Source organism: Bradyrhizobium viridifuturi (assembly GCF_001238275.1).
Classification (GTDB): Bacteria; Pseudomonadota; Alphaproteobacteria; order Rhizobiales; family Xanthobacteraceae; genus Bradyrhizobium; species Bradyrhizobium viridifuturi.
This window is the reverse complement of record NZ_LGTB01000013.1, coordinates 162,080-183,514: the sequence shown is the minus strand read 5'-3', so window position 1 is coordinate 183,514 and position 21,435 is coordinate 162,080. Positions and strand designations below refer to the sequence as shown.

Here is a 21,435-nt window from a genome sequence, read left to right as displayed (position 1 = left end):
TGAACGCTCCGCCGGTTTATTCCGATCGCGGTGCGCCAACCGGTCCTGTGATGTCGCCCGACGATCCGCGCTATGGCCGTCCGATGGGGCCGCCGCCGGTGATCTATGGTGATCGTCCGGGCGCGCAGCAGGCCAATCGCGACAATGGCGTTCCAGCCGCTGGCGTGTCCTATGGCGACGACCGCGGTGGCATGCGTCCGCCCGAGGGCGTCACCGGAGCCGTGCCGCAGCAGCAGGCGCCGGTCGATGCCAATGGCAAGCCGGTGCAGATCGCGGCGCTGCCGCCGGACGAGCAGCCGGAAGACGGCCCCGCGCAACTGGCCCCGAATCTGCGCCGCCAGGAAGTGGCGTTCGCGACCAAGGAGCCGGCCGGCACGATCGTCGTCGATACGCCGAACACCTACCTCTATTACATCCTGGGCAATGGCCGGGCGATCCGCTACGGCGTCCGCGTCGGCCGCGACGGCTTCACCTGGACCGGCGTGCAGAAGATCACCCGCAAGGCCGAGTGGCCGGATTGGCATCCGCCGCCGGAGATGATCGAGCGTCAGCCCTATCTGCCGCGCTTCATGGCCGGCGGACCCGGCAACCCGCTCGGCGCCCGCGCGATGTATCTCGGCTCGACGGTGTACCGTATTCACGGCACCAACCAGCCGTCGACCATCGGCAAGTTCGTCTCGTCGGGCTGCATCGGCATGCTGAACGAGGACGTCTCGGATCTGTTTGAACGCGCCAAGGTCGGCACCCGCGTGGTTGTGCTGCCCGGCGGCGCAGCCCCGGGAACGACGACGGCGTCCGCCGCGCCGCCGCCCAATCCGATGGCCCCCGCGCCGACCCAGGCGCAGGCCGCACCGCTGCCCGGCACGCAGCCGACCGCGGTGCAGCCGCTGCCCGCGCCGGTCACGGTGCGCTAGGGCAATCGGAGAACTCATCATTGAAAAAGGCGCGCGAACAGCGCGCCTTTTTTGTTTGCCGATCGATGTCCGGCCTCAGGCCAGCCGGCGCGGCGGCTCGCCACCCTTGGTGAAGGCGTCGATACAGGCGACCATCTGCTGATAGTGCGCCTGCAGGCTCTCGCGCGTCGCGTAGCCGAGATGCGGCGTGATCACGACGTTGTCGAGCTTGCGGAGCGGATGATCTGTCGGCAGCGGCTCGACCGAGAACACGTCGATGCCGGCCCCGGCGATCTTCTTCTCGCGCAGCGCCGCGAGCAGCGCGTCCTCGTCGACTATCGGCCCGCGCGCGGTGTTGACGAGATAGGATGACGGCTTCATCCGGGCGAGGTCGGCGGCGCCGACCAGTCCGCGCGAGCGCGGGCTCAGCACGACATGGATGGTGATGATGTCTGATGTCGCGAACAGCTCGTCTTTGCTGGCGTAGCCGACGCCGGCCTCCTTGCATTTCTCGGGCGTGAGGTTGGGGCTCCAGGCGATCACGTTCATGCCGAACACCTTGGCCATGCCGGCGACCTTGCTGCCGAGCTTGCCGAGGCCGATGACGCCGAGCGTCTTGCCCTCGATCTCGGTGCCGGCAAAGGTCTGCCACGCCTCGCCGGCATGCATGCGCGCGTTCTCGCGACCGATGCCGCGGGTCAATTCCAGGATCAGGCCCATGGTCAGGGGCGCGGTGGGGTCGCGGCTGTACTGGGTGCCGCACAGCACCACGTTGCGCGCCTTGGCCGCCTCCATGTCGATCGCGGCGTTGCGCATGCCCGACGTGATCAGGAGCTTCAGCTTGGGCAGCGCGTCGAACAGGCTCTTCGGGAACGGGGTGCGCTCGCGCATCGCGCAGATGATCTCGAAATCCCTGAGCTTCGCCGCGGCCTCGGCCTCGCTCGCGAACGGCTTGTCGAACACCGTGACGTCGATCCGATCCTTGAGCGTCGGCCAGTCGGCCAGCGAAAGCGCGATGTCGAAATAGTCGTCGAGGATTGCACAGCGGAGCCGCGTCATCGGAAAGGTCCATTCAGGGTGAGGGCAACGGCAAAAATCACCGTCGGGATCCCCTGATGGTCGCGCGCAATCGGGGGGCGCGCAAGCGGCCGCAGTTTCAAAAGGCGGCGACCGTCACACGGTTCAGGACTGCTTGCGCGTCTTCGCGGTCCGGATATCGGCGAGCATCGATCGGACCGCCGGCGACAGCGCCATCTGCTTGGCGCGGCAGGCCGGGCCCGGGCCGCGCATATAGTGCAGTTCCGGCCGGTAGGGATTGAAAGCCTTGGCGACGAAGGCGCTCCAGAAGGCGCGGAATTCGGCGAACAGCGTCGCCTCGCCCTTGGTCGCCGGGCGCGAAAGAGGAGCTGAAATGATGGTAGCCATGACGTGGCCTCAACTGTTTTGGTCGCGGTTCTGCCGCAAAAATCGCCGTTTTCCGGCGTTGCAGACGAGTTTTGGCCTGATTTATTAAAAGATGGTTTCAATTGTCGTGATTCCGCGCGCACATCGCCGCGAACCCGTAGTCACCCGTGGTGAGCGCACGAAACGTGGTGAACGGATGGAAAACGCACGCCCCGCGGTTGCGCTTTCGGGGGCCGGCCGTTACATCGGCGGCAGCAAAATTTCCACAAATCGGATCAATTCCAGGGACAGCGGATGGCTCGCCAGTTCATCTATTTCATGCAGGGTCTGACCAAGGCGTACCCGACCCGCAAGGTGCTCGATAACATCCATCTGAGCTTCTACCCCGACGCCAAGATCGGCGTGCTCGGCGTCAACGGCTCGGGCAAGTCGACCCTGCTCAAGATCATGGCCGGTCTCGACAAGGAATATAACGGCGAGGCCTGGGTCGCCGAGGGCGCCCGCGTCGGCTATCTCGAGCAGGAGCCGCAGCTCGATGCCTCGCTCTCGGTCCGCGAAAACGTCATGCAGGGCGTCGCCAAGCAGAAGGCGATCCTCGACCGCTACAATGAGCTGGCCGTCAACTACTCGGACGAGACCGCCGACGAGATGACCAAGTTGCAGGACGAGATCGAGGCGCAGGGCCTGTGGGATCTCGACAGCAAGGTCGACCAGGCGATGGACGCGCTGCGCTGCCCGCCCGACGACGCCGATGTCACGAAACTGTCGGGCGGTGAACGCCGCCGCGTCGCGCTGTGCCGCCTGCTGCTCGACCAGCCGGAACTGCTGCTGCTCGACGAACCGACCAACCATCTCGACGCCGAGTCGGTGTCGTGGCTGGAAGGCCATCTGCGCAACTATCCCGGCGCGATCCTGATCGTGACCCACGACCGCTACTTCCTCGACAACGTCACCGGGTGGATCCTCGAGCTCGACCGCGGCCGCGGCATCCCCTACGAGGGCAATTACTCGTCCTGGCTGGTGCAGAAGCAGAAGCGGCTCGAGCAGGAAGGCCGCGAGGACGCCGCGCATCAGAAGACGCTGGCCCGCGAGCAGGAATGGGTGGCGTCGTCGCCGAAGGCCCGCCAGGCCAAGTCGAAGGCGCGCTACCAGCGCTATGAGGAACTGCTCAAGCAGGCCAGCGAGAAGCAGACCCAGACCGCGCAGATCATCATTCCGGTGGCCGAGCGGCTCGGCGCCAACGTCGTCGACTTCGAGGGCCTCAGCAAGGGCTTCGCCGATCGGCTGCTGATCGACGATCTCAGCTTCAAGCTGCCGCCCGGCGGCATCGTCGGCGTGATCGGAGCCAACGGCGCCGGCAAGACCACGCTGTTCAAGATGATCACCAAGCAGGAGACGCCCGACAAGGGCAGCATCACGGTCGGCGAGACCGTGCATCTCGGCTATGTCGACCAGTCGCGCGATGCGCTCGACGGCAAGAAGACGGTGTGGGAAGAAATCTCCGGCGGCAACGAGCTGATCCTGCTCGGCAAGAAGGAAGTCAACTCGCGCGGCTACTGTTCGTCGTTCAACTTCAAGGGCGCCGACCAGCAGAAGAAGGTCGGCGCGCTGTCCGGCGGTGAGCGCAACCGCGTGCATCTCGCCAAGATGCTGAAGTCGGGCGCCAACGTGCTGCTGCTCGACGAACCGACCAACGACCTCGACGTCGACACGCTGCGCGCGCTGGAAGAGGCGCTGGAGGATTTCGCCGGCTGCGCCGTCATCATCAGCCACGATCGCTGGTTCCTCGACCGCATCGCGACCCACATCCTGGCCTTCGAGGGCGACAGCCATGTCGAATGGTTCGAGGGCAACTTCCAGGACTACGAGAAGGACAAGATGCGCCGGCTCGGCCAGGACAGCATCATTCCGCACCGCGTGAAGTACAAGAAGCTGACGCGCTGATCAGGCCTCGCAGGTCGCCAAACCTGTCGAGGAAGGCCCGTGCGCGGGGCAGCGCGTCGTGAAGGAATTGCTTTGGCTCGCACAGCCAAAGCCCTTCGATCTGGCGCGAGCGCCGTTCCGAGATCAGGATTTCGGCCGGCAGATCGACGAGCGTCGCGTCCCAGCCTGGAAAAAACCGGCGTGCGCGCCGGAAGCCGAGCGACAACAGCTGCGCTTCGGTGGTCAGCCCATGGTAGTCGAACGCGGCCTTGCCGTCCGTGACGTAGATGTGGTTGCCGGTGTAGCCGGGCGCCGGCTTGATCCATCGGGCGTGAAAGCCGAGATCGGCGTATCTCTCAAGCAACGCGTAGGCGAGCACCTGGCAGGCACCATTCGCAAAGAAATGGCGATCAGGCCGGTGCCATCGACGCTCCGGATCGTCCTTGACGTTGAGCTTCGGAAAGAACATCGGCGCGCGCTCGCGCTGGGCGGACAATATGGCGAGACTATCCCTTGTCGGCGGCGGGGAAAGGGTCGAATTCGGATACTTGCGGAATCGTGACGGCATCGCGGCGCAATCTGCGGCCAGTTGTCGCTTTTCAAGCGCGCGGGATTGCGTAGATAGAGCGCACCGCAATTTCAATTCCGCGAGCAATCCAACATGTCCGCTGTTTCCGACGCGTGTGCCCCTTTGAAGGGCCGCTCGCTGCGTCCCGTTCCCATGCTGATCTTCGGATCGCGCTGGCTGCAATTGCCGCTCTATGTCGGCCTCATCATCGCCCAGGGCGTCTATGTCGTGCTGTTCCTCAAGGAGCTGTGGCACCTGTTCGCGCACGCGTTCGATTTCAGCGAGCAGCAGATCATGCTCGCCGTCCTCGGCCTGATCGACGTCGTCATGATCTCGAACCTCCTCGTGATGGTGATCGTCGGCGGCTACGAGACCTTCGTTTCGCGCCTCAACCTGCAGGGTCACCCGGACGAGCCGGAATGGCTCAGCCACGTCAATGCCAGCGTGCTGAAGATCAAGCTCGCGATGGCGATCATCGGCATCTCCTCGATCCATCTGCTGCGCACCTTCATCGAGGCCGGCGCGCTGTCGTCGGGCAAGGGCAACTACACCGAGACCGGCGTGATGTGGCAGACCATCATCCACTGCGTCTTCATCCTGTCTGCGATCGGCATCGCCATCGTCGACAAATTGTCGAACGACTCGATCGAGGGCGCCAAGCAGCAATCCGGGCATTAGGCCGCCAACGGTTCACAGCAATCCGGTGTCGTGATAAGCCTCACGACACTGGATATCGCGGGTGTTCGCCGGATGGCGCGCCCATTGGACCGCTGTCTGAACAGGTTGTTGCATTTGGCATTGCTCCGCGCGCTTGCCTTCGGGCTTCTGCTTGCATCCGTCGTCTCGCCCGCGCGTGCGGCCGACGCCGCGTTCAGCCAGTTCATCGCCTCGCTGTGGCCTGAGGCCAAGGCGGCCGGCGTATCGCGTGAAACCTTCGATCGCGAGACGCGTTCCCTCGAGCCCGACTACAAGCTGCCCGACCTGATCCTGCCCGGGCGTCCCAAGACCGGCGCGCCGGCGCAGGCCGAGTTCGTGCAGGTGCCGGCCGACTACATCAAGGAAGCCTCGATCGCACGGCTCGCTGCGGAGGGACAGCGGCTGTTGCAGAAGTATCGGCCGTCGCTCGACGCGATCGAGAAGCGGTTCGGCGTTCCTCCAACGATCGTGCTGGCGATCTGGGGCCGCGAGACCGACTACGGCCGCTATTCGCTGCCCTACGACACGCTCCGCGTGGTGGCGACGCAGGCCTATGTCGGCCGTCGCAAGGATCAGTATCGCACCGAGTTCATCCTCGCGCTGAAGATCCTCGGCGAGGGCGTGGTGACACGCAAGGAACTGCGCTCGTCCTGGGCGGGGGCGACCGGCTACACCCAGTTCCTGCCGTCCGAGTACTACAAGCACGGCGTCGATCTCGACGGCGACGGCAAGGTCGACATCTGGCACTCGGTGCCGGACGCGCTCGCCTCCGCCGCGCAGCAGCTCGTCAACAAGGGCTGGCAGCCCGGCGTGCGCTGGGCCTACGAAGTCACGGCGCCGGCCAATGCCGACTGCACGATGGGCGTGCCTGAAGTGACAAGGCCGATCAGCCAGTGGCTGCGGGCGGGCTTCGTGCCGGTGCGCGGGCAGAAGCTCAGCGCCACCGAGCAGGCGCAATCGGCCTCGCTGCTGCAGCCGGAAGGCATCTACGGTCCGTCCTTCCTGACCACGCCGAACTACTTCGTGATCAAGGAGTACAATTTCTCCGATCTCTACGTGCTGTTCGTCGGTCATCTCGCCGACCGCATGACCAGCCCGCAGCCGTTTGCGACGCCATGGTCGGCGTCGAAGCAGCTGCGCTCGGCCGATGTCGAGGCGATGCAGCAGCAGCTGACCAAGATCGGGCTCTACAAGGACAAGCTCGACGGCAAGGCCGGGATGCAGACCCGCGCGGCGCTCGGCGCCTACCAGAAGCAGGCCGGGCTCAAGGTCGATTGCTGGCCGAGCGAGGCGGTGCTGCGCGCGATGCACGGGCAGCGCTAGAGCATGATCCGGAAAAGTGCGAAGCGGTTTTCCGATAAGATTATGCGCAAACGAAGGGCTGCAAGGACAATCGCCAAGACTGTTTCGGAGCGGAAAAACAAAAACCCGGCCGCAAGGCGGGTTTTCGAGTGTGATGCTGAAACTGTGTCGGTCGATCAGTCGCAAACCTGGATGCGACGGAAGCGCCAGCCGTAGCCATCCCAGAAGCGCTCACGAACCCAGCGGCACGGAGCTTCTTCGACGTAGGTCGGGGCCGGTGCAACATAGACCGGGGCCGGACGAGCGCCTGCGATCGCGCCGCCGAGCAGGGCGCCGCCGATCAGGCCGCCGGCAACGCCGGCCGCAACGGCGCCGCCGTCACCAGCCTTGGCAGCCGGAGCAACCGCCAGCGAACCGGCAATCGTGGTAACGGCAACGAGGGCAGCTAAAGTCTTCTTCATGTCTTTGGCTCTCCTGGAAGGTGGTGGCGTCATGGTCCGACGCCGGGTTTTAGGTGACTCGCACGCTGATCTCGAACTGCTGTCTTGCTAAACAGCGCAGAACAGTCAACCGAAAGTAAACGCCCGCAGGCTCATCGCGCAGAAAAGCGGTTTTTTCTGGCCATCTACAGCCGATGTCCCGGACAAACAGTCGGTTTTCCGGGACATCTGGTTCGAATTAATCGAGATGAACGGCGATCAATCGCAAACGCGGACGCGGCGAACGCGCCAGGTGTAGCCGTCCCAGAACCGCTGGCGCTGCCAGAAGCAGTCGGGGCCGTAGCCGGGCTCGGCGACATAGGCCGGACCGGGCGCGTAGTAGCCGTAGCCGGGACCGTAATAGCCGTTCTGCGAAGCGATCGCGCCACCGACGATGGCGCCACCGATCAATCCCGCAGCGACGCCGGCGGCGACACCGCGTTGTGCCTGGGCGGGGGCGGGCACCGCCACAGCCGAAACCGCCAGAGTGGCGGCGGCGCAAAGCGCCAGCAATGTCTTCTTCATGACCTCACCTTTCTCACGGGAGCGGGGACAGCGTGCGTTGGCGATCTGTCTCGCGCTAAGGGTTCCATATTCCGCTTGAATGTTCAATGAACGACGCTGCCGTATTCGCGACCAAATGCTTGCAGCTTTTGAAATATTTCGCAATGCACAGACTCGAGCGCGATCGGGCAGCGGGTGTCCCCGGCGCATTGAGAATGGTCAAAAACCGGCGTCCCCCCGATTTAGATTCATTCCAATATGAATCCCGCATCAGTTTGGAATTGCTACAAAAACGGCTTTTTCCTTTTGCATCCGGCCGGGGCCGACAATATCCATATTGCCAAGCATCACCCGTTGGACCTGCCTCCTCTGATGATTGTCTGTTCCTGTAACGTCCTGAGCGACCACGATGTCCGCAATGCCGTGAACGGTGGCGGGTCCGTGACACGAAATGCCAAGCAGGTGTATGGCTGCCTCGGCTGTAGCGCCGAATGCGGCCGCTGCGCGCGCACCATCAAGGCGATCATCGACGAGGCGCTCGGTCCCTGCGCCAAGGCCTGCTGCTCCGGCTGTCCGCACAGCGGCCATCCGCACGCCGCCAACGACGAAGACGCCGAGCCGGCCGAATTCGCGCTCGCGGCCTGCTGAGGCATTTTCCGGCTCGGAGCCGATCAGAGCCGAAGCTAGCTTCCTGTCTTGACGCGTTTTCCGCCCGCGTACCGGCCTTCACACCGCGGGCCGCGCTCTGTCTCCACCAAATTCATCGAATCCGGTTATCCACGCGCTGCTTCCGCGATGGGTTGCTCTCTCCGGTAATCTGATTTAGAAGCGTTCTAAATTCAGACCGGCCAACGGTGGCCGCGACAGGTGGAGTGGATCATGCAAGGCGACCCGAAGGTCATCGATTATCTGAACAAGGGGCTGCGCAGCGAACTGACCGCCATCAATCAGTACTGGCTGCACTACCGGATGCTCAACAATTGGGGCCTGCTGGAGATGGCCAAGGTCTGGCGCAAGGAATCCATCGAGGAGATGGAGCACGCCGACAAATTCGTCGATCGCATCCTGTTCCTCGACGGCTTCCCGAACCTGCAGGTGCTCGATCCGCTGAAGATCGGCCAGGACGTCAAGGAGATCATCGAGTGCGACCTGGCGCCGAGATCGGCGCCCGCACGCTCTACCAGGAGGCGGCGACCTACTGCCACGGCGTCAAGGATTACGTCAGCCGCGACCTGTTCGAGCAGTTGATGAAGGACGAGGAACACCACATCGACTTCCTCGAGACCCAGCTCGACCTGATCAAGCGCATCGGTCTTGAGCTCTACACCCAGAAGCACGTCGGGCATCTGCAAGGCGAGGATCACTGAGCGGCGTTTCGCCCTCGGAGAGAGTGCCGCAAAAAAACGAGAGGCCGTCCTTGCGGGCGGCCTCTTTTGTTTTCGCGATCCGGGTGAAGCTCTCGCTCAGTAGCACCGCGTGATGTTGATCGTACGGTCACCGCCGCGTCCCGGCACCGTCACGGTCTCCGTGGGGCAGCTCGACACATAGGGGCGATCGGACGGCGCCACCGCCGGCGGATAGCGGTGCGCCCAATCCCAGGGCACGTCCTGGGTGTAGGTGTAGCGGACGTCGTTCGAGACCGGCGCCGGGACCTCGGCGGCGAGGGGAGCCGCGGCCAGCGCGTCGTCATAATATCCGCTCGTCCCGGGCAACACGATGCCGGGCACCCGCACATGGTGGCGGAAGGCCGGATGGTGCGAGGAGAACGTGCCGCGCGGCGCGGCTCCGGATCTCGCATCGGTCTCGGTCGAGGAAGCAAGCAGCAGCGCTGCAATGCCGAGGGACGCCAGCAGCGCCCCGGATGTTCGATAGCTCATGGCACGCACCAACCCGCGGTTACGGAGCAGTGTGCGGACGCTAGGCCGGGCCGCGTTGCGCCCGCAAACGTATCCTTAATTATTGGTTAAAAAGTAAGGTTAACAGAAGGTAGATGTTTCAAATTGGCGCGATCGGCCCGGGGCTGGCGCGCACCGCACGTCCGATGCAGAGCCGTCAGACCGCGTCCGCCGGCACGAAGCAGCTGATGATGATGCTGCCGCGGTGATGCACGTACCACACCACGGCCTCGCCGACCGGATTGCCGCGATCGCGGATCACGGCGCGCTCCGGCACCATCATCCATTCGCCCTCGATCGGCACCCAATAGGCACCGCCCCGAACATCGTAGCTGGTGCGATGGCCATCGGAGATGTCGCAGCACGGCACGCCGTTCGGCGCGATCACGCTCTTGAACCAGGCGCGGATATCGGGCGGCACATTTTCGTATTGGCCGTTGTCGAACGCCAGCGCAGCGCCCGCCATGATGACGAGCCACGCGAGCACCGCGCCATGCGTCAGCCTTCGCATTGCATTCCTCCGCGAAAACCTTGTGCGTGATCCGCGCAACGCCCGCGCGCGAATCCGGTGTTTGCGCGATTAGGCACGAACCGCGTGCGGGATGCATGCTCAAAGAATGAGCGAAGCGGTGCGGTCTCCGTGATGCAGTGCGGGATCGCGCCGTTCAGGCTGGCTTCTTCGTGCGTGCCTTCTTCGCGGGCTTCGCTGCGATGTTGTCCCGCGCCATCGTCAGCGCGCTGCGCAGCGTGAGCTGGTCGGCTTTGGCGAGACGGACATTGGTGCTGCCGCCCTTGCCCCAGCCGCCCGGCACCGGCCGGAAGATTTCCGGCTCAGCCTCGACCACGACAGCCTGCTGCTCCGGCGTCAGCTTCACCATGCCCCAATCCTTGTCGGGATAGCCGAGCGTCGCGAAGATGCGCTTGCCGACGCGGAAGTCGGCTGTGCCGTGATGCGCGCCTTCAATCACGTCGGGTAGGCTCAGCGCTGTACGACGAAAGCGAGTTGCGGACATCGTCCTGACCTCGATCGCTACATCGTCCGTTGCGGCGCGGTCTGCAACAGCTCCTGCAATTGCCTGGCGTAGAATTTGGCGTCGCCGGTCGTGAGGTGGCCGCGCGTTTCGCTGCTTGCCGGGATCAGATAGATCTTGCCGTTCTTGATCCGCTTCACCGCAGCTTCAGTCACGCCGGTCTCCGGCGGATTGCGCTCATCGTCGGCGGCGTTGATCGCGAGCAGGGTGGCCTCGATCTTCTCCATCCCGGCGGACGGATCGTAGTCGTGCGAGGCCTCCCATTGATAGATGTAGTCGTTGGCATCCGCGGTGACCGGCAACGCCAGCTGGTCATCGACCATCTTGTCGGCCTGCGGCGCCGACGGCGCCAGCGTCTGGTAGCCGAGCGTGCCGCCGGCGCTGGCGAAGCGATAGGCTGCGATGGCGTATTTCATCATGCGCGGCTGGCTGGTGTAATTGCCGCCGTTGTAATCGGGGTCGTTGCGGATTGTTTCCAGCATGGTCCGGCGCAGGATCCAGTTGCGCGCGGCCATCGCAGTCGGCTGCGAGGCCATCGGCACCACCACGTCCATCATCTGCGGATACCGCACGCCCCAGATCCAGCTGTGCATGCCGCCCATCGAGTTGCCGATCACGAGCCGCAGATGCTTGATGCCGAGCCCTTCGGTGACGAGCCGGTACTGCGCGTCGACCATGTCGTTGTAGTCGTATTTCGGAAAGCTGGTGCGCATCGCATCCGACGGCTTCGACGATTTGCCGTGCCCGATGCCGTCGGGGATGATGATGAAGTATTTCGCTGCGTCGAGCGGCTGGCCCGGGCCGAACAGCTGGCCGGCAAACGCCGGCGTCAGCATGCTGGCGGCCGAGCCGCCGGAACCGTGCAGCACCAGCACCGGCTGCCCGGTCGCGCGCCGACCGTGGTGTAGTGCAGCCGCAGTTCCGGCATCACCTCGCCGCTGTGGAACTTGAAGTCCTTTGCGATCCACTCGCCATCCTGCGGCGCGGGATAATCTGCAGCCATGGCCGGTACCGAGATCGAGACGAGGGCGGCCAGAAGTGCCGCGCACAAACGGATCATGGTGCTTCTCCCCACGCGCGGCGCGTTTGTCCAGCCGCTTCGGTGCAAGCCTAGCATGAGGGAAAGCGTTGTCCGAGAGGTACGCCAGCGCGGCTGGCGAAGACGTCTTGGCGCTAGCCTGCCCTCAGCACGTTCAGCGCATACCATCCCCAATAGACGCGGTGGCGCTGGATCAGGCCATCCTCGATCTCCATGACCTCGACGAGATCCATTTGATCGCCGTCCGGGGACTGGCGCGGATATTCCCAGGTCAGAATCCGGCCGTCGCTGAAGAAGCCTTGCTTGAAGCGCCGCCGCTGCGGCGGGTTGGTGCGGAACACGCGCGCGATGAATTCGCGCAGCGCCTCGCGGCCCCTTACGATCCCGTCCTTGGTCTGCATCAAATGCTGAACCAGCGGACTCTCGATCGAGGCGTCGGGCGCGTAGAGCGCGAGCGCCGCCTCGAGGTCCTTGTGGCCGAGGGCCTCGTCCCAGAGCCTGTAGATGCGTTCCGCGTCGGTGTTGCCGGCTGTCATGATTGTTCCCATCTGTTGCGTTGACCGCGCCGATTTGACCGGAAGCGGCTGTCGCGACGTTTCAGGAAAATCTGAAATGAGTTTCGCGGCAGGGCGAATGTGGCTAGGACGTTCTTGCGCGACCTGGAGGAGGATGCGGTGGGATCATCCCAATCCGTGCAGACGGGATTTTCGCGGATCGCCGAGGCATTGGGCGATCCGGTGCGCGAGGCCATGGTCAGCGCGCTGGCCGACGGCAAGGCGTTGCCGGCAGGCGAGCTTGCCGTGGTTGCCGGCATTTCGCCGCAAGGCGCCAGCGCGCATCTGCAGAAGCTGGTCGATGCGCGCGTGCTGTCGGTGTGGGCGCAGGGCAGGTTCAGATACTACCGGATCAGGGACGACGACGTCGCAGCGCTGATCGAGAATCTGGTCGATCTGGCGGCGAAGACCCCTGCCGGGCCGAGGCGTGCGATGCCGGCCGAGCAGCTCAGGCAATCGCGCACCTGCTATCATCATCTTGCCGGCCAGCTCGGCGTGCTGTTGTCGAATGCGCTGATCCGCCGCCGCCTCGTCATCATCGATGGCCGCGAGGGGCACGTCACCGAGCAGGGGTTGGCGTGGTGCCGTGCTGAACAGATCGATTTCGATCCGGTGCGGCAGCCGCATCTGCGGCTTTGCAACGACTGGACCGAGCGCGTGCCGCACCTCGCCGGTCCGTTTGCCAATGCCGTGCTGGCGCGGCTGGTCGAGATGCGCGGCGTTGCGCCGCATCGGATTCCGCGCGCGCTGCGGATCACCGACCGGGGGCGGGCGTTCTTTGACCGGCTCGGCGTACAGGTTCCATTCTGAAGCTGCGCAACGGAACTAGCGGCCGTCCTCGACTTCGGTTTCCGGGCGGTCGCTGCCGGAGGCGGTCTCGGTCAGCCATTTGCCGTCCGAGGTCTCGTACTGGATCGCCTCGGTGCGCCCGGGCACGCGCTGTTCGTTGGCCGCGCGCCGGGCGGCGGCAAGCGCCGCGGCATGGGTTGGAAACGGTTCGGAGAACACCCCGTCGACGGTATAGGCCCAGCCGCCATCGTGCTGGACCACCTTGTAGATCACGTGGCTCATCCGGAACCTCGTTTCCATCGTGGACCATGGGGCTGCCAGAATAGACCACGATGTCGTATTTTGCAGCAGCCGATCGTCTTTGAGACGCAAGCCCCCAAAATGCGGGCGAGGGAGAACGACATGTGCCGCAATATCAAGACGCTGTTCAACTTCGAGCCGCCCGCCACCGAAGACGAGATCCATGCCTCGGCGTTGCAATTCGTGCGCAAATTGAGTGGCTTCAACAAGCCGTCGCAGTCCAATGACGCCGCCTTCAACCTCGCCGTGGCCGAGGTCTCCGCTGCTGCGCGAAAACTCCTGATCTCGTTGCAGACCACGGCGCCGGCCCGCGATCGCGAGATCGAGGCGGAGAAGGCGAGGGAGCGTTCACGCCTGCGGTTCGGCTGAGGCCAGCGCATTCCGTGATGCAGGTCACGGTAACGCGTCAGGCCACCGGGCATCGTTGCCGCTCATCCCCGGCCCCGGAGCCACGCCATGAAGCCTGCCGCCCTGCTCACTCTCTGCTCGATTGCGTTCGCCGTGCTCTGGACCTGCGGCATGCTGTGGTCGAGCGGTACGATCGACCTTGCCAACGTCGTCATCCTGTCGGCGTGCGGGGCGTTCGCGGGTGTTGCCTGGTACTACGCGATGCGCTGGGTATTTCAGTTGATGCAACTCGCCCGGCCGTCCGATCCTCCGGCCAATCCCGGGACCGAGCGGTGAACGTCGCGCGCGACACGCATCTCGTGGGTCGTGTCGCCGCGCGGTGACAGAAAGGGTTACTTCCTGTCCTTCTTGCGGTGCTTCTTCTTTTTCTTGTGACCGTCGTCTTCGTCGTCATCTTCAGCGAAATCGATCGCGTCGACGTCAAGCGCGATCGCCTCCGCCGCGGCGCGCTCGGCGGCATCGCGCTCGGCGAACTCGGCAGCTTCTCGCTCCTTGGTGCGCTTGTAGTCTTCCCAGGCGTCGAAGATCATGTGCAGCCACGGCATCACCTGCTCGATCGACGGCAATTGGCCGGGCGGGCCGGCTTCACCGCGCGGACCGGCCGGTCCCTGCGGGCCCTGAGGACCAGCTTCGCCGCGCAGGCCCTGCGCGCCTGCCTTGCCCTGCGCCCCCGGCTTGCCCTGAGGGCCGGCCTTTCCAACCACACCCGCCTTGCCCTGCGGACCCGGCTTGCCGCGCGCACCTTCCGGCCCCGGCCGCCCGGGATGTCCCTGCGGTCCGGGCTTTCCCGGTTCGCCCTGACGGCCCTGCGGCCCCTGCGCTCCTCGTGCCCCCTGGCGGGAAGTTGTCTCGTCAGCCACTGGTATGCTCCGTCGCGATTTGAAGCCGCTTGTAACAGAGGTTGGACGACGGCTTCAATTCTGCCTCGCGGCACCGATGCGAGCGATCAACAGTCATAATTCCATGGGCATTATGACAACGGAGGACGCATTGCGGGTTCTGGACGGCAGCTACGGCGACGAACCGCAACCGCTCGACATCGTCGTGACGCGGCAGCATGTGCTTGACGAAGCAAGCTTTCGCAGCACGGGCGTGCTCGAGCTCTACGAGCACTTGTTTCCCGCGATCGAGCGCGACAGTCCTGACGATATCCTGCGCTGGCTGTTGTCGGATGATGTCGGCGAGATCAGGCATTTCAGTGTCGGCGGCCAGGAGATGTCCTATCGGCTCGACTCGCGCTGCTTCATCCTGCGCGCCACCGGGCGCGCGATCGGGCTCGGCTTCTTCACCTACGATCACGCAAGCAATATGATCTTTTGCAACCATGTCGGCATCGAGAAGACGTGGCGTGGCAATGGCCTGGCGCGCGCATTCTATCGCGAGATGGTCGACATGCTCGATGCGCTGTTCCCGCGCAATGTCGGGGTGGTGCTCGAAGTCGAGCCGTTCGATCGCGATCGCGTGGCCGCGATCACCGCCGATCTCGAGCAAACGGGCCGGCGGCCACTCGCGGCGGCTGAGCAGGATCAGATCGGCCGCTTGCTGCGTGTGAGCTGGTACGACAGGCTCGGCTACTCTGTGTTCTGCGACGCGCGCACGATGCGGCCGCTCGCGTGCCGCTCGCCGTGTCTCGATCCGTCGTTGCCGTCATCTGAATGGGCAGCTGGAGAAGAAGACTACTGGCTGATGTGGCAGCCGCGGACTGGCGCGCCTGATGCGGAGGCGCGTGCAGGTCCGCTCTGGCGCAAGGCCGCCACCGCGATCTATGTCGAGATTCTCGCAAAATCCCTGGTCGCGCTGGATCCGGACGGCCGGCGCGGCTATTGGGACTACGCGACCGCGTTGGTCGCCGGGACGCTGCAACGGAGTACAGCGAGCGACGTGCATCTCGCTCGCTGCCTCCATGACGATGATCGCGCGTTGTTGACGCGCTGGCGGCGCCTTGCGATCGACCTGCCGATCTAGCATCGGAGGCCGCTAGGCCGCAGCGTGCTCGCTATGCGGCACGTCGATGCCGTCGGCTGAATATTCGCGAATCTTGTTCCGCAAGGTTCGGACCGACAGTCCCAGCACGCGCGCGGCGCGGGTGCGATTGCCGTCGCAGCGCGCGAGCGTCTGCAGCACCAGCTCCCGCTCGACTTCATCGACGGTCGCGCCGATCAGCAATGGGACAATTTCATTTGGAGCCAGCGACGGCAGCAGTGCTTCCGGCGACGGTACGGTGGACGCGTATGACATGAACTCCTCCCGATCACGCCCGCCTCGTCGATGAGGCGCAGACATCGAGAACCAACTACCCCGTAGATCCACGGTGTGCCGGTTTGGTTAACAAGTCCTTAACGCCTCGCTAACTCCCTGCTTTGTAAGCAAAATACCCAGAAATCGCCACGATTGCGGTTCCATCCGTCACAGTGTCCGGTAGCCGCCATCGACCATCACGATCGATCCGGAGACATAGGCCGCGAGGTCCGAGGCGAGGAAGATCGCCGGGCCGACAATGTCCTCCGGCTTGCCGGCGCGGCCCAGCGGGGTGTGGTCCATGAACACTTTCACGAGATCGGGATTGGTGGCGCGCACCTTCTCGTTCAGCGGCGTCTCGATGAAACCGGGGCCGATCGCATTGACGCGCACGCCGTCCTTGCCGAGCTCGGCGGCCAGCGCCTTGGTGAAGCCGAGCACGCCGTGCTTGGAGGCGGTGTAGGCCGGCGAACTCGGTGTGCGCAGATGCACGAAGGACTGGATCGAGCCGATATTGACGATGCGTCCCTTGTTCTTGCGTAGCGGCGCGAGGAAGGAATGCGTGACGTTGAAGACGCCTGTGAGATTGATCGAGATGATGTCTTCCCAATCCTTGATCACGGCTTCGTCGGCCCCGAGCATGCCGTTACGGCGCGCGATGCCGGCATTGTTGACCAGGATCGAGACCGGCCCCACCTTGTCGGCGATCTGCCTTGCGATCGCGACGCAGGCGTTCCGATCGGTCACGTCGAGCGCAAAGCTGTCCGCCTTGCCGCCGGCGCCTTTGATCTCCTTGGCCGCTTCCGCCACCGCATCGCCGTTCATGTCGAGCAGCACCACGCGCGCACCCTCGCGGCCGTAGCCCAATGCGATGGCGCGCCCGATGCCCGAGCCTGCACCGGTGATGACGGCGATGTGATTGTCGAGAAGGGCCATGGCGTTTCCTCGTTCTGATTTGTTGGTGTTGTCGACAACACTATTCAAAACTGCGCCAACCGAAACGCCAAGCCGCGTTTGTGCGTTGCTGTCATCCATATTCGGATGACAGTACGGACCGATCATGGACCCGCAAATCAGACACTGGAAAGTTGCGATCGAGCGCTTCTGCGCGGCGCCTGATCCGGACTATCGCGAGATCGCCAAATTGATCGCCGAGATCGCCACCACCGACATCGACGAGACGCTGCGACATGCGGCCGCACAGGTACTGCCGATCCTGCGCCAGGCGGCGCTGAAGTCAGCCGACCGCAGGACCAAGTCGATGGCGCTGCGCCGTCTCGGTATCGTCGCCGATGCGCTGCACACATTGTCCGCGCCGCAGTTCGGCCGCCGCGGCTTGACGCCGAAGGCGCTGACGCAGGAGGAGCGCTACCGGCAATTGCTCGGCCTGCCGTTCGGCCGCCATCTCGCGGCGACCGAAATCCAGCAGGCGTTCAAGCGCGCCGCCAAGACGGTGCATCCCGACGGCGGCGGCAATGGCGCGGCGTTCCTCGAGCTTGCCGCCGCGCGCGACGCCTTGATCAAGCATCACTGATGCGTCAAGCATCACTGATGCGCGATCGCGTGATGCCCGACAGCACAAGGGCGGACGCCCCGCTGTTGCCGCGTGTCCGCCCTGCGCGTGATCGGTGATCGCTCAGAACGAGCAGGTGCCGTTGTTGAGAAGCCCGGTCTTGTAGGTGAAAGCGGCGTCGAAGGTCGGCAGCTCCTCGCTGACGACGGCGAAGTTCGCGGGCCACGGCGTGGTCGGGATGCTCTGGTCCCAGATCTGGCAGAAGCCGGTGTCCTGCCAGCGGATCAGATGATACGGGTTGGCGCTGGCGGGGCTGGCAGCGGCAAGCACGGACACAGTGGCGGCAATGGTGGCGCAGGCGATCGCAAGACGACGCATGGGAAATCTCCGGTTTGAATATGTGAATGCTCCGCGGGGCAATCCTGGAGCTCAGGGGCCGATCGCCCCGGACATGCAGTGAGTGTTGCAATCCCGGGAACAGGTTCAATGCCGGTTGCGCGGACAAACCGGCCGACGCTGTGTCAAATTGCACAGGATTGTACGCTTGCTACAGTCGGCGCGTTGCGATTCGTGCCCGCGTCGCGACGCGCGCAGATCGACGTGGGTAAACCTTGGGGAGACCGTACATGAAACTTTCATCCACCCTTCGCGCCGCGCTGGTCGCGCTGCTGGCGTTCACGGGTCTGGCTTTCTCCACCGCCGCCCGTGCCGACAGCGGCTTCGTGACGCTGACGATCTACAAGGCCGGCTGGATCATCGGCGGCTCCGGCGGCAGCGGCGTTTTGACCTTCCGCGGTCGCTCTTATCGGCTGTCCACCGGCGGTCTCGATTATGGCTTGGTGTTCGGCGGCTCCAAGACCGTGCTGCGCGGCCGCGTCAGCAACATCAACCGTCCGTCGGATGTCGCCGGCGTCTACGGGGCAGCGGGTGCGGGGCTTGCCGTCGGCCGCGGCGCGCGTGCGATCGTGCTGACCAATCAGAAGGGCGCGGTGCTGGAGCTGACCGGTCACCAGGTCGGCCTGATGGCCAACGCCGATCTGAGCGGACTTGCGATCACGATGCAGTAGTACGCTTGCGTGATTTCGGAATATTAGAAGCGTATCCGTGAGTTGCCCGACGTGTCAAGTGGCCTGGTCGAACGGCCGGCTGGCCACTGGCTGCTTTGCATGGGGTTGTTTTCGATATTTTGGCAACGTCCCCCGCGATTGCCCTGCCCGCAGGCGCGAGAGCGGGCGCACCGTCTCTTGCGAGTGCCACTCAGCCTGGTCACGCGTTCGGGCCTAAGCCGGAACGCGACGGGACCTACCTGAACAGATGCAGCGCTGCGTATTGCAGCAGCATGATGGTCTTGGCGTCGACGATGCGGCCGTCGTTGATCATGGCGAGTGCGTCGTCGATCGCAAGCTCCAGCACCTCGATGTCCTCGCCCTCGTCGGCAAGCCCGCCGCCGTCGCCGACGCGCATTGCAGCGTCGTATTCGGCGACGAAGAAATGCAGCTTCTCGGTGACTGCGCCGGGCGTCATGAAGGCTTCGAACACCTTGCGCACGTGATCGAGGCGGTAGCCGATCTCTTCCTCCGCCTCGGCGCGAATGCGCTCTTCCGGCGCGGCATCGTCGAGCAGGCCGGCGGCGGCCTCGATCAGGAGATCATCATAGCCGTTGGCGAAGGCGGGATAGCGGAACTGGCGCACCAGCACCACGCTGCGGGCCTTCAGATTGTAGGGCAGCAGCACCGCGCCGTTGCCGCGGTCGTAGACCTCGCGCACCTGGGTCTGCCATTCGCCATTGCTGCGGCGGTAGTCGAAGGTCGCGCTCGTCAGCTCGTAGCGGCGCTTCGACAGCAGCTCGACGTGCTTGACGCGGACGCGGTCGGCGATGCTCATGCGTCAATCCTCAATCTGTCACGCGTCGGTTCACGGCCGTCGAGCCATTTGGCCAGCATCACCGAGGTCGATTCCTCATAGCCGAGCGTCTGGTAGAACGCGCTCGCCTTGGCGTTCTCCCGCCGCACCAGCAATTGCAGCTTCGGCACGCCGGCCGCGCGCAGCCAGTCCTCGACTGCGGCCATCATCGTCCGGCCAAGGCCCTTGCCCTGGCGGTTGGGGTCGACCGCGACGTAATAGACCCAGCCGCGATGGCCGTCATGACCGACCATCGCGGTCGCCACGATCACGCCGGCGTCGCGGCCGATCAGCACGGCCGAGCTCGGTCCGCGCCGCGCCAGCGCAATATCGGAAGCGGGATCGTTCCACGGCCGCGTCAGGCCGCAGGCCTGCCACAGCGCGACGACTTCGGCGACGTCGCGTCGGTGATTGGTGCGATTGCGAGGGAGGGGGAGGGCATTTTCGCCTGTACGGTCACAGCACCTTGCCCGGGTTCATGATGCCGAGCGGATCGAGCATCGCCTTGACCTGCCGCATCAGCTCGATCGCGACCTTGTCCTTGACGTCGGGCAGTTCGTCGCGCTTGAGCACGCCGATGCCGTGCTCGGCCGAGATCGAGCCGCCCATCCGCAGCACGATCTCGAATACCACGGCGTTGACGTCGTGCCAGCGCGCCAGGAAGTCGGCCGCATTGGCGCCGACCGGCTGGCTGACATTGTAGTGGATGTTGCCGTCGCCGAGATGACCGAACGGCACCGGCCGCGCGCCCGGGATCAGCTTCACCACCGCCGCATTGGCTTCCGCGATGAAGGCGGGCACGGCTGCGACCGGCACCGAGATGTCGTGCTTGATCGAGCCGCCTTCCGGCTTCTGCGCCGCCGACATCTCGTCGCGCAGTTTCCAGAACGCCTGGCGCTGACTCAGATTGGCCGCGATGACGGCGTCATCGACGATGCCGTCCTCCATGCCCTGGGCGAGGATCGCCTCCAGCGTGTCGCGCGCGTCGTCGCGCGACGACGACAATTCCATCAGCACGTACCAGGGGTGCTTGCTCTCGAGCGGATCGCGGATGTCGATGCCGTGGCGGATCGAGAAGTCGACCGCGATGTCGGCGAGCAGCTCGAAGCTCGTCAGGCTGCCGGCCGCCTGATTGCGCGAGATCGACAGCAGCTTGAGCGCCGCCGCGGGCGAGTTCAGGCCGACATAGGCGGTCTCGACCGCGCGCGGCCGCGGAAACAGCTTCAAGGTCGCCGCGGTGATGATGCCGAGCGTGCCTTCGGCGCCGATGAACAGGTTGCGCAAATCGTAGCCGGTGTTGTCCTTCTTCAGCTTCGACAGCGCGTTCAGCACGCGGCCGTCGGCCAGCACGACCTCGAGCCCGATCGCCATTTCGCGCGCCACGCCGTAGGCAAGCGCGCCGGTGCCGCCGGCATTGGTCGAGAGGTTGCCGCCGATGGTGCAGCTGCCTTCGGCGCCGAGCGACAGTGGGAACAGCCGGTCGACGTCGGCCGCCTTCTGCTGCGCGATTTGCAGCACCACGCCGGCCTCGCAGGTCATGGTGTTGGATTCGACGTCGATGTCGCGGATCTTGTCGAGGCGCCGCAGCGACACCACGACCTCGCCATTGTGCGGCGTCTGCCCGCCGACCAGGCCGGTGTTGCCGCCTTGCGGGACAAGCGCGATCCTGTGCTCGGTCGCAAGCTTGCAGATCGCGGCGACCTCGGCGGTCGAGCCCGGGCGCAGCACCAGCGGCGAGCGGCCGTGGAACAGGTCGCGCTCCTCGGTGACGTAGGGCTCGATGTCGGCGGCATCGGTTACCGCATATTTCGCGCCGACGATGGCGCGGAATTTTTCCAGCAATTCGGGCGGAAGCGGCGGCACCGCTGATTGGACGATGTTCATTTTTTCTTGGTCTTTCACTCAGCCGGGGTTCTTAGTCTACGCATGACCTCCGCGCAAACGCGTCGCGTTTGTCGCGAGGGAAAACCGGTTTCCACTGGTCCGGGTCATGCTCG

General features: G+C 64.7%; 27 protein-coding genes and 3 pseudogenes. 12 read left to right on the top strand and 18 right to left on the bottom strand.

Translation table 11 applies throughout. The annotated features are described in order from the left end of the window. The coding region (locus ALC15_RS14405; protein WP_050627796.1) for a L,D-transpeptidase at positions 1-914 on the top strand (914 nt) is incomplete at its 5' end. A gap of 75 nt (positions 915-989) precedes the next feature. Here ALC15_RS14405 and ALC15_RS14400 read toward each other — a convergent pair. Together ALC15_RS14400 and ALC15_RS14395 are read right to left on the bottom strand one after the other, a co-directional pair. Beyond that, positions 990-1,952, bottom strand: coding sequence for a D-2-hydroxyacid dehydrogenase family protein (locus ALC15_RS14400; RefSeq protein WP_050627766.1), 963 nt, complete (start codon positions 1,950-1,952; stop codon positions 990-992). 123 nt (positions 1,953-2,075) lie between these two features. After that, entirely contained in the window at positions 2,076-2,318 is a 243-nt protein-coding gene (locus ALC15_RS14395) for a hypothetical protein (RefSeq protein WP_050627765.1), read from the bottom strand. Between the two features lie 273 nt (positions 2,319-2,591). On the opposite strand from ALC15_RS14395, the gene ettA reads away from it, so the two are divergent. Further along, positions 2,592-4,241, top strand: coding sequence for an energy-dependent translational throttle protein EttA (ettA, locus tag ALC15_RS14390; protein ID WP_050627764.1), 1,650 nt, complete (start codon positions 2,592-2,594; stop codon positions 4,239-4,241). On the opposite strand, the gene ALC15_RS14385 is transcribed toward ettA, so the two are convergent. Continuing rightward, a complete protein-coding gene (locus ALC15_RS14385; protein WP_244486077.1) occupies positions 4,201-4,788 on the bottom strand; it encodes a hypothetical protein in 588 nt (195 codons plus the stop codon). The genes ettA and ALC15_RS14385 overlap by 41 nt on opposite strands. 93 nt (positions 4,789-4,881) lie before the next feature. On the opposite strand from ALC15_RS14385, the gene ALC15_RS14380 reads away from it, so the two are divergent. Both ALC15_RS14380 and ALC15_RS14375 read left to right on the top strand, forming a co-directional pair. Further along, the gene (locus ALC15_RS14380; protein ID WP_050627762.1) at positions 4,882-5,466 is read left to right on the top strand and encodes a TIGR00645 family protein; all 585 of its coding nucleotides are present in this window, start codon (positions 4,882-4,884) and stop codon (positions 5,464-5,466) included. A gap of 120 nt (positions 5,467-5,586) precedes the next feature. Continuing rightward, positions 5,587-6,807 (top strand): lytic murein transglycosylase, encoded by a 1,221-nt coding sequence (locus tag ALC15_RS14375; RefSeq protein ID WP_430649164.1) that lies wholly within the window; start codon positions 5,587-5,589, stop codon positions 6,805-6,807. A 155-nt stretch (positions 6,808-6,962) separates the two neighbouring features. Here the strand turns inward: ALC15_RS14375 and ALC15_RS14370 are convergent, their stop codons facing one another. Continuing rightward, a complete protein-coding gene (locus ALC15_RS14370; protein ID WP_029084043.1) occupies positions 6,963-7,247 on the bottom strand; it encodes a hypothetical protein in 285 nt (94 codons plus the stop codon). Between the two features lie 237 nt (positions 7,248-7,484). Further along, positions 7,485-7,790: a hypothetical protein gene (locus tag ALC15_RS14365; RefSeq protein ID WP_050422015.1), complete on the bottom strand. Its 306-nt coding sequence runs from the start codon at positions 7,788-7,790 to the stop codon at positions 7,485-7,487. Between the two features lie 351 nt (positions 7,791-8,141). On the opposite strand from ALC15_RS14365, the gene ALC15_RS14360 reads away from it, so the two are divergent. Together ALC15_RS14360 and bfr are read left to right on the top strand one after the other, a co-directional pair. Beyond that, the gene (locus tag ALC15_RS14360) at positions 8,142-8,417 is read left to right on the top strand and encodes a (2Fe-2S)-binding protein (RefSeq protein WP_050422037.1); all 276 of its coding nucleotides are present in this window, start codon (positions 8,142-8,144) and stop codon (positions 8,415-8,417) included. A gap of 231 nt (positions 8,418-8,648) precedes the next feature. Then, positions 8,649-9,136: pseudogene (gene bfr, locus ALC15_RS14355) on the top strand (bacterioferritin). A gap of 96 nt (positions 9,137-9,232) precedes the next feature. On the opposite strand, the gene ALC15_RS14350 reads toward bfr, so the two are convergent. The 5 genes and pseudogenes from ALC15_RS14350 to ALC15_RS14330 all read right to left on the bottom strand — a co-directional run bounded on the left by ALC15_RS14350 (position 9,233) and on the right by ALC15_RS14330 (position 12,270). Further along, positions 9,233-9,646 carry a hypothetical protein gene (locus tag ALC15_RS14350; RefSeq protein WP_050627761.1) on the bottom strand — a complete coding sequence of 138 codons (414 nt, stop codon included), beginning with the start codon at positions 9,644-9,646 and terminating at the stop codon, positions 9,233-9,235. 175 nt (positions 9,647-9,821) lie between these two features. Further along, positions 9,822-10,175, bottom strand: a complete 354-nt coding sequence (locus tag ALC15_RS14345; RefSeq protein WP_050627760.1) for a hypothetical protein — start codon at positions 10,173-10,175, stop codon at positions 9,822-9,824. Positions 10,176-10,329: 154 nt separating this feature from the next. Continuing rightward, positions 10,330-10,677 carry an MmcQ/YjbR family DNA-binding protein gene (locus tag ALC15_RS14340; RefSeq protein WP_050627759.1) on the bottom strand — a complete coding sequence of 116 codons (348 nt, stop codon included), beginning with the start codon at positions 10,675-10,677 and terminating at the stop codon, positions 10,330-10,332. Positions 10,678-10,694: 17 nt separating this feature from the next. Further along, positions 10,695-11,755: pseudogene (locus ALC15_RS14335) on the bottom strand (alpha/beta fold hydrolase). A 113-nt stretch (positions 11,756-11,868) separates the two neighbouring features. Beyond that, positions 11,869-12,270, bottom strand: a complete 402-nt coding sequence (locus ALC15_RS14330; protein WP_167350146.1) for a nuclear transport factor 2 family protein — start codon at positions 12,268-12,270, stop codon at positions 11,869-11,871. A 138-nt stretch (positions 12,271-12,408) separates the two neighbouring features. Between ALC15_RS14330 and ALC15_RS14325 the strand changes: the two genes are divergently transcribed. Then, complete coding sequence (locus ALC15_RS14325; protein WP_167350145.1) at positions 12,409-13,098, top strand: ArsR/SmtB family transcription factor; 690 nt, start codon at positions 12,409-12,411, stop codon at positions 13,096-13,098. A gap of 15 nt (positions 13,099-13,113) precedes the next feature. Here the strand turns inward: ALC15_RS14325 and ALC15_RS14320 are convergent, their stop codons facing one another. Continuing rightward, positions 13,114-13,359, bottom strand: coding sequence for a DUF2188 domain-containing protein (locus ALC15_RS14320; RefSeq protein WP_050627794.1), 246 nt, complete (start codon positions 13,357-13,359; stop codon positions 13,114-13,116). Between the two features lie 120 nt (positions 13,360-13,479). On the opposite strand from ALC15_RS14320, the gene ALC15_RS14315 reads away from it, so the two are divergent. Next, complete coding sequence (locus tag ALC15_RS14315; RefSeq protein ID WP_050627793.1) at positions 13,480-13,746, top strand: DUF2277 domain-containing protein; 267 nt, start codon at positions 13,480-13,482, stop codon at positions 13,744-13,746. Positions 13,747-13,833: 87 nt separating this feature from the next. Further along, positions 13,834-14,061, top strand: coding sequence for a hypothetical protein (locus ALC15_RS14310; protein ID WP_050627756.1), 228 nt, complete (start codon positions 13,834-13,836; stop codon positions 14,059-14,061). Between the two features lie 56 nt (positions 14,062-14,117). On the opposite strand, the gene ALC15_RS14305 is transcribed toward ALC15_RS14310, so the two are convergent. Continuing rightward, a complete protein-coding gene (locus ALC15_RS14305; RefSeq protein ID WP_050627755.1) occupies positions 14,118-14,645 on the bottom strand; it encodes a collagen-like domain-containing protein in 528 nt (175 codons plus the stop codon). A 103-nt stretch (positions 14,646-14,748) separates the two neighbouring features. Between ALC15_RS14305 and ALC15_RS14300 the strand changes: the two genes are divergently transcribed. Beyond that, entirely contained in the window at positions 14,749-15,750 is a 1,002-nt protein-coding gene (locus ALC15_RS14300) for a hypothetical protein (RefSeq protein WP_210168590.1), read from the top strand. Positions 15,751-15,762: 12 nt separating this feature from the next. On the opposite strand, the gene ALC15_RS14295 is transcribed toward ALC15_RS14300, so the two are convergent. After that, complete coding sequence (locus ALC15_RS14295) at positions 15,763-16,023, bottom strand: helix-turn-helix domain-containing protein (protein ID WP_021076090.1); 261 nt, start codon at positions 16,021-16,023, stop codon at positions 15,763-15,765. 168 nt (positions 16,024-16,191) lie between these two features. After that, complete coding sequence (locus ALC15_RS14290; RefSeq protein WP_050627754.1) at positions 16,192-16,959, bottom strand: SDR family NAD(P)-dependent oxidoreductase; 768 nt, start codon at positions 16,957-16,959, stop codon at positions 16,192-16,194. A gap of 124 nt (positions 16,960-17,083) precedes the next feature. On the opposite strand from ALC15_RS14290, the gene ALC15_RS14285 reads away from it, so the two are divergent. Then, the gene (locus ALC15_RS14285; protein WP_050627753.1) at positions 17,084-17,557 is read left to right on the top strand and encodes a hypothetical protein; all 474 of its coding nucleotides are present in this window, start codon (positions 17,084-17,086) and stop codon (positions 17,555-17,557) included. Between the two features lie 102 nt (positions 17,558-17,659). On the opposite strand, the gene ALC15_RS14280 is transcribed toward ALC15_RS14285, so the two are convergent. After that, a complete protein-coding gene (locus ALC15_RS14280) occupies positions 17,660-17,914 on the bottom strand; it encodes a hypothetical protein (RefSeq protein WP_050627752.1) in 255 nt (84 codons plus the stop codon). 248 nt (positions 17,915-18,162) lie between these two features. On the opposite strand from ALC15_RS14280, the gene ALC15_RS14275 reads away from it, so the two are divergent. Further along, positions 18,163-18,603: a hypothetical protein gene (locus ALC15_RS14275; RefSeq protein WP_050627751.1), complete on the top strand. Its 441-nt coding sequence runs from the start codon at positions 18,163-18,165 to the stop codon at positions 18,601-18,603. 235 nt (positions 18,604-18,838) lie between these two features. Here ALC15_RS14275 and ALC15_RS14270 read toward each other — a convergent pair whose 3' ends face one another. The 3 genes and pseudogenes from ALC15_RS14270 to ALC15_RS14260 all read right to left on the bottom strand — a co-directional run bounded on the left by ALC15_RS14270 (position 18,839) and on the right by ALC15_RS14260 (position 21,322). Continuing rightward, the gene (locus ALC15_RS14270; RefSeq protein ID WP_050627750.1) at positions 18,839-19,420 is read right to left on the bottom strand and encodes an NUDIX hydrolase; all 582 of its coding nucleotides are present in this window, start codon (positions 19,418-19,420) and stop codon (positions 18,839-18,841) included. Continuing rightward, positions 19,417-19,880: pseudogene (locus tag ALC15_RS14265) on the bottom strand (GNAT family acetyltransferase). Before ALC15_RS14265 ends, ALC15_RS14270 begins: the two are co-directional and overlap by 4 nt. A 14-nt stretch (positions 19,881-19,894) precedes the next feature. Continuing rightward, the gene (locus ALC15_RS14260) at positions 19,895-21,322 is read right to left on the bottom strand and encodes an FAD-binding oxidoreductase (RefSeq protein ID WP_050627749.1); all 1,428 of its coding nucleotides are present in this window, start codon (positions 21,320-21,322) and stop codon (positions 19,895-19,897) included. Between the last annotated feature and the right edge of the window lie 113 nt (positions 21,323-21,435).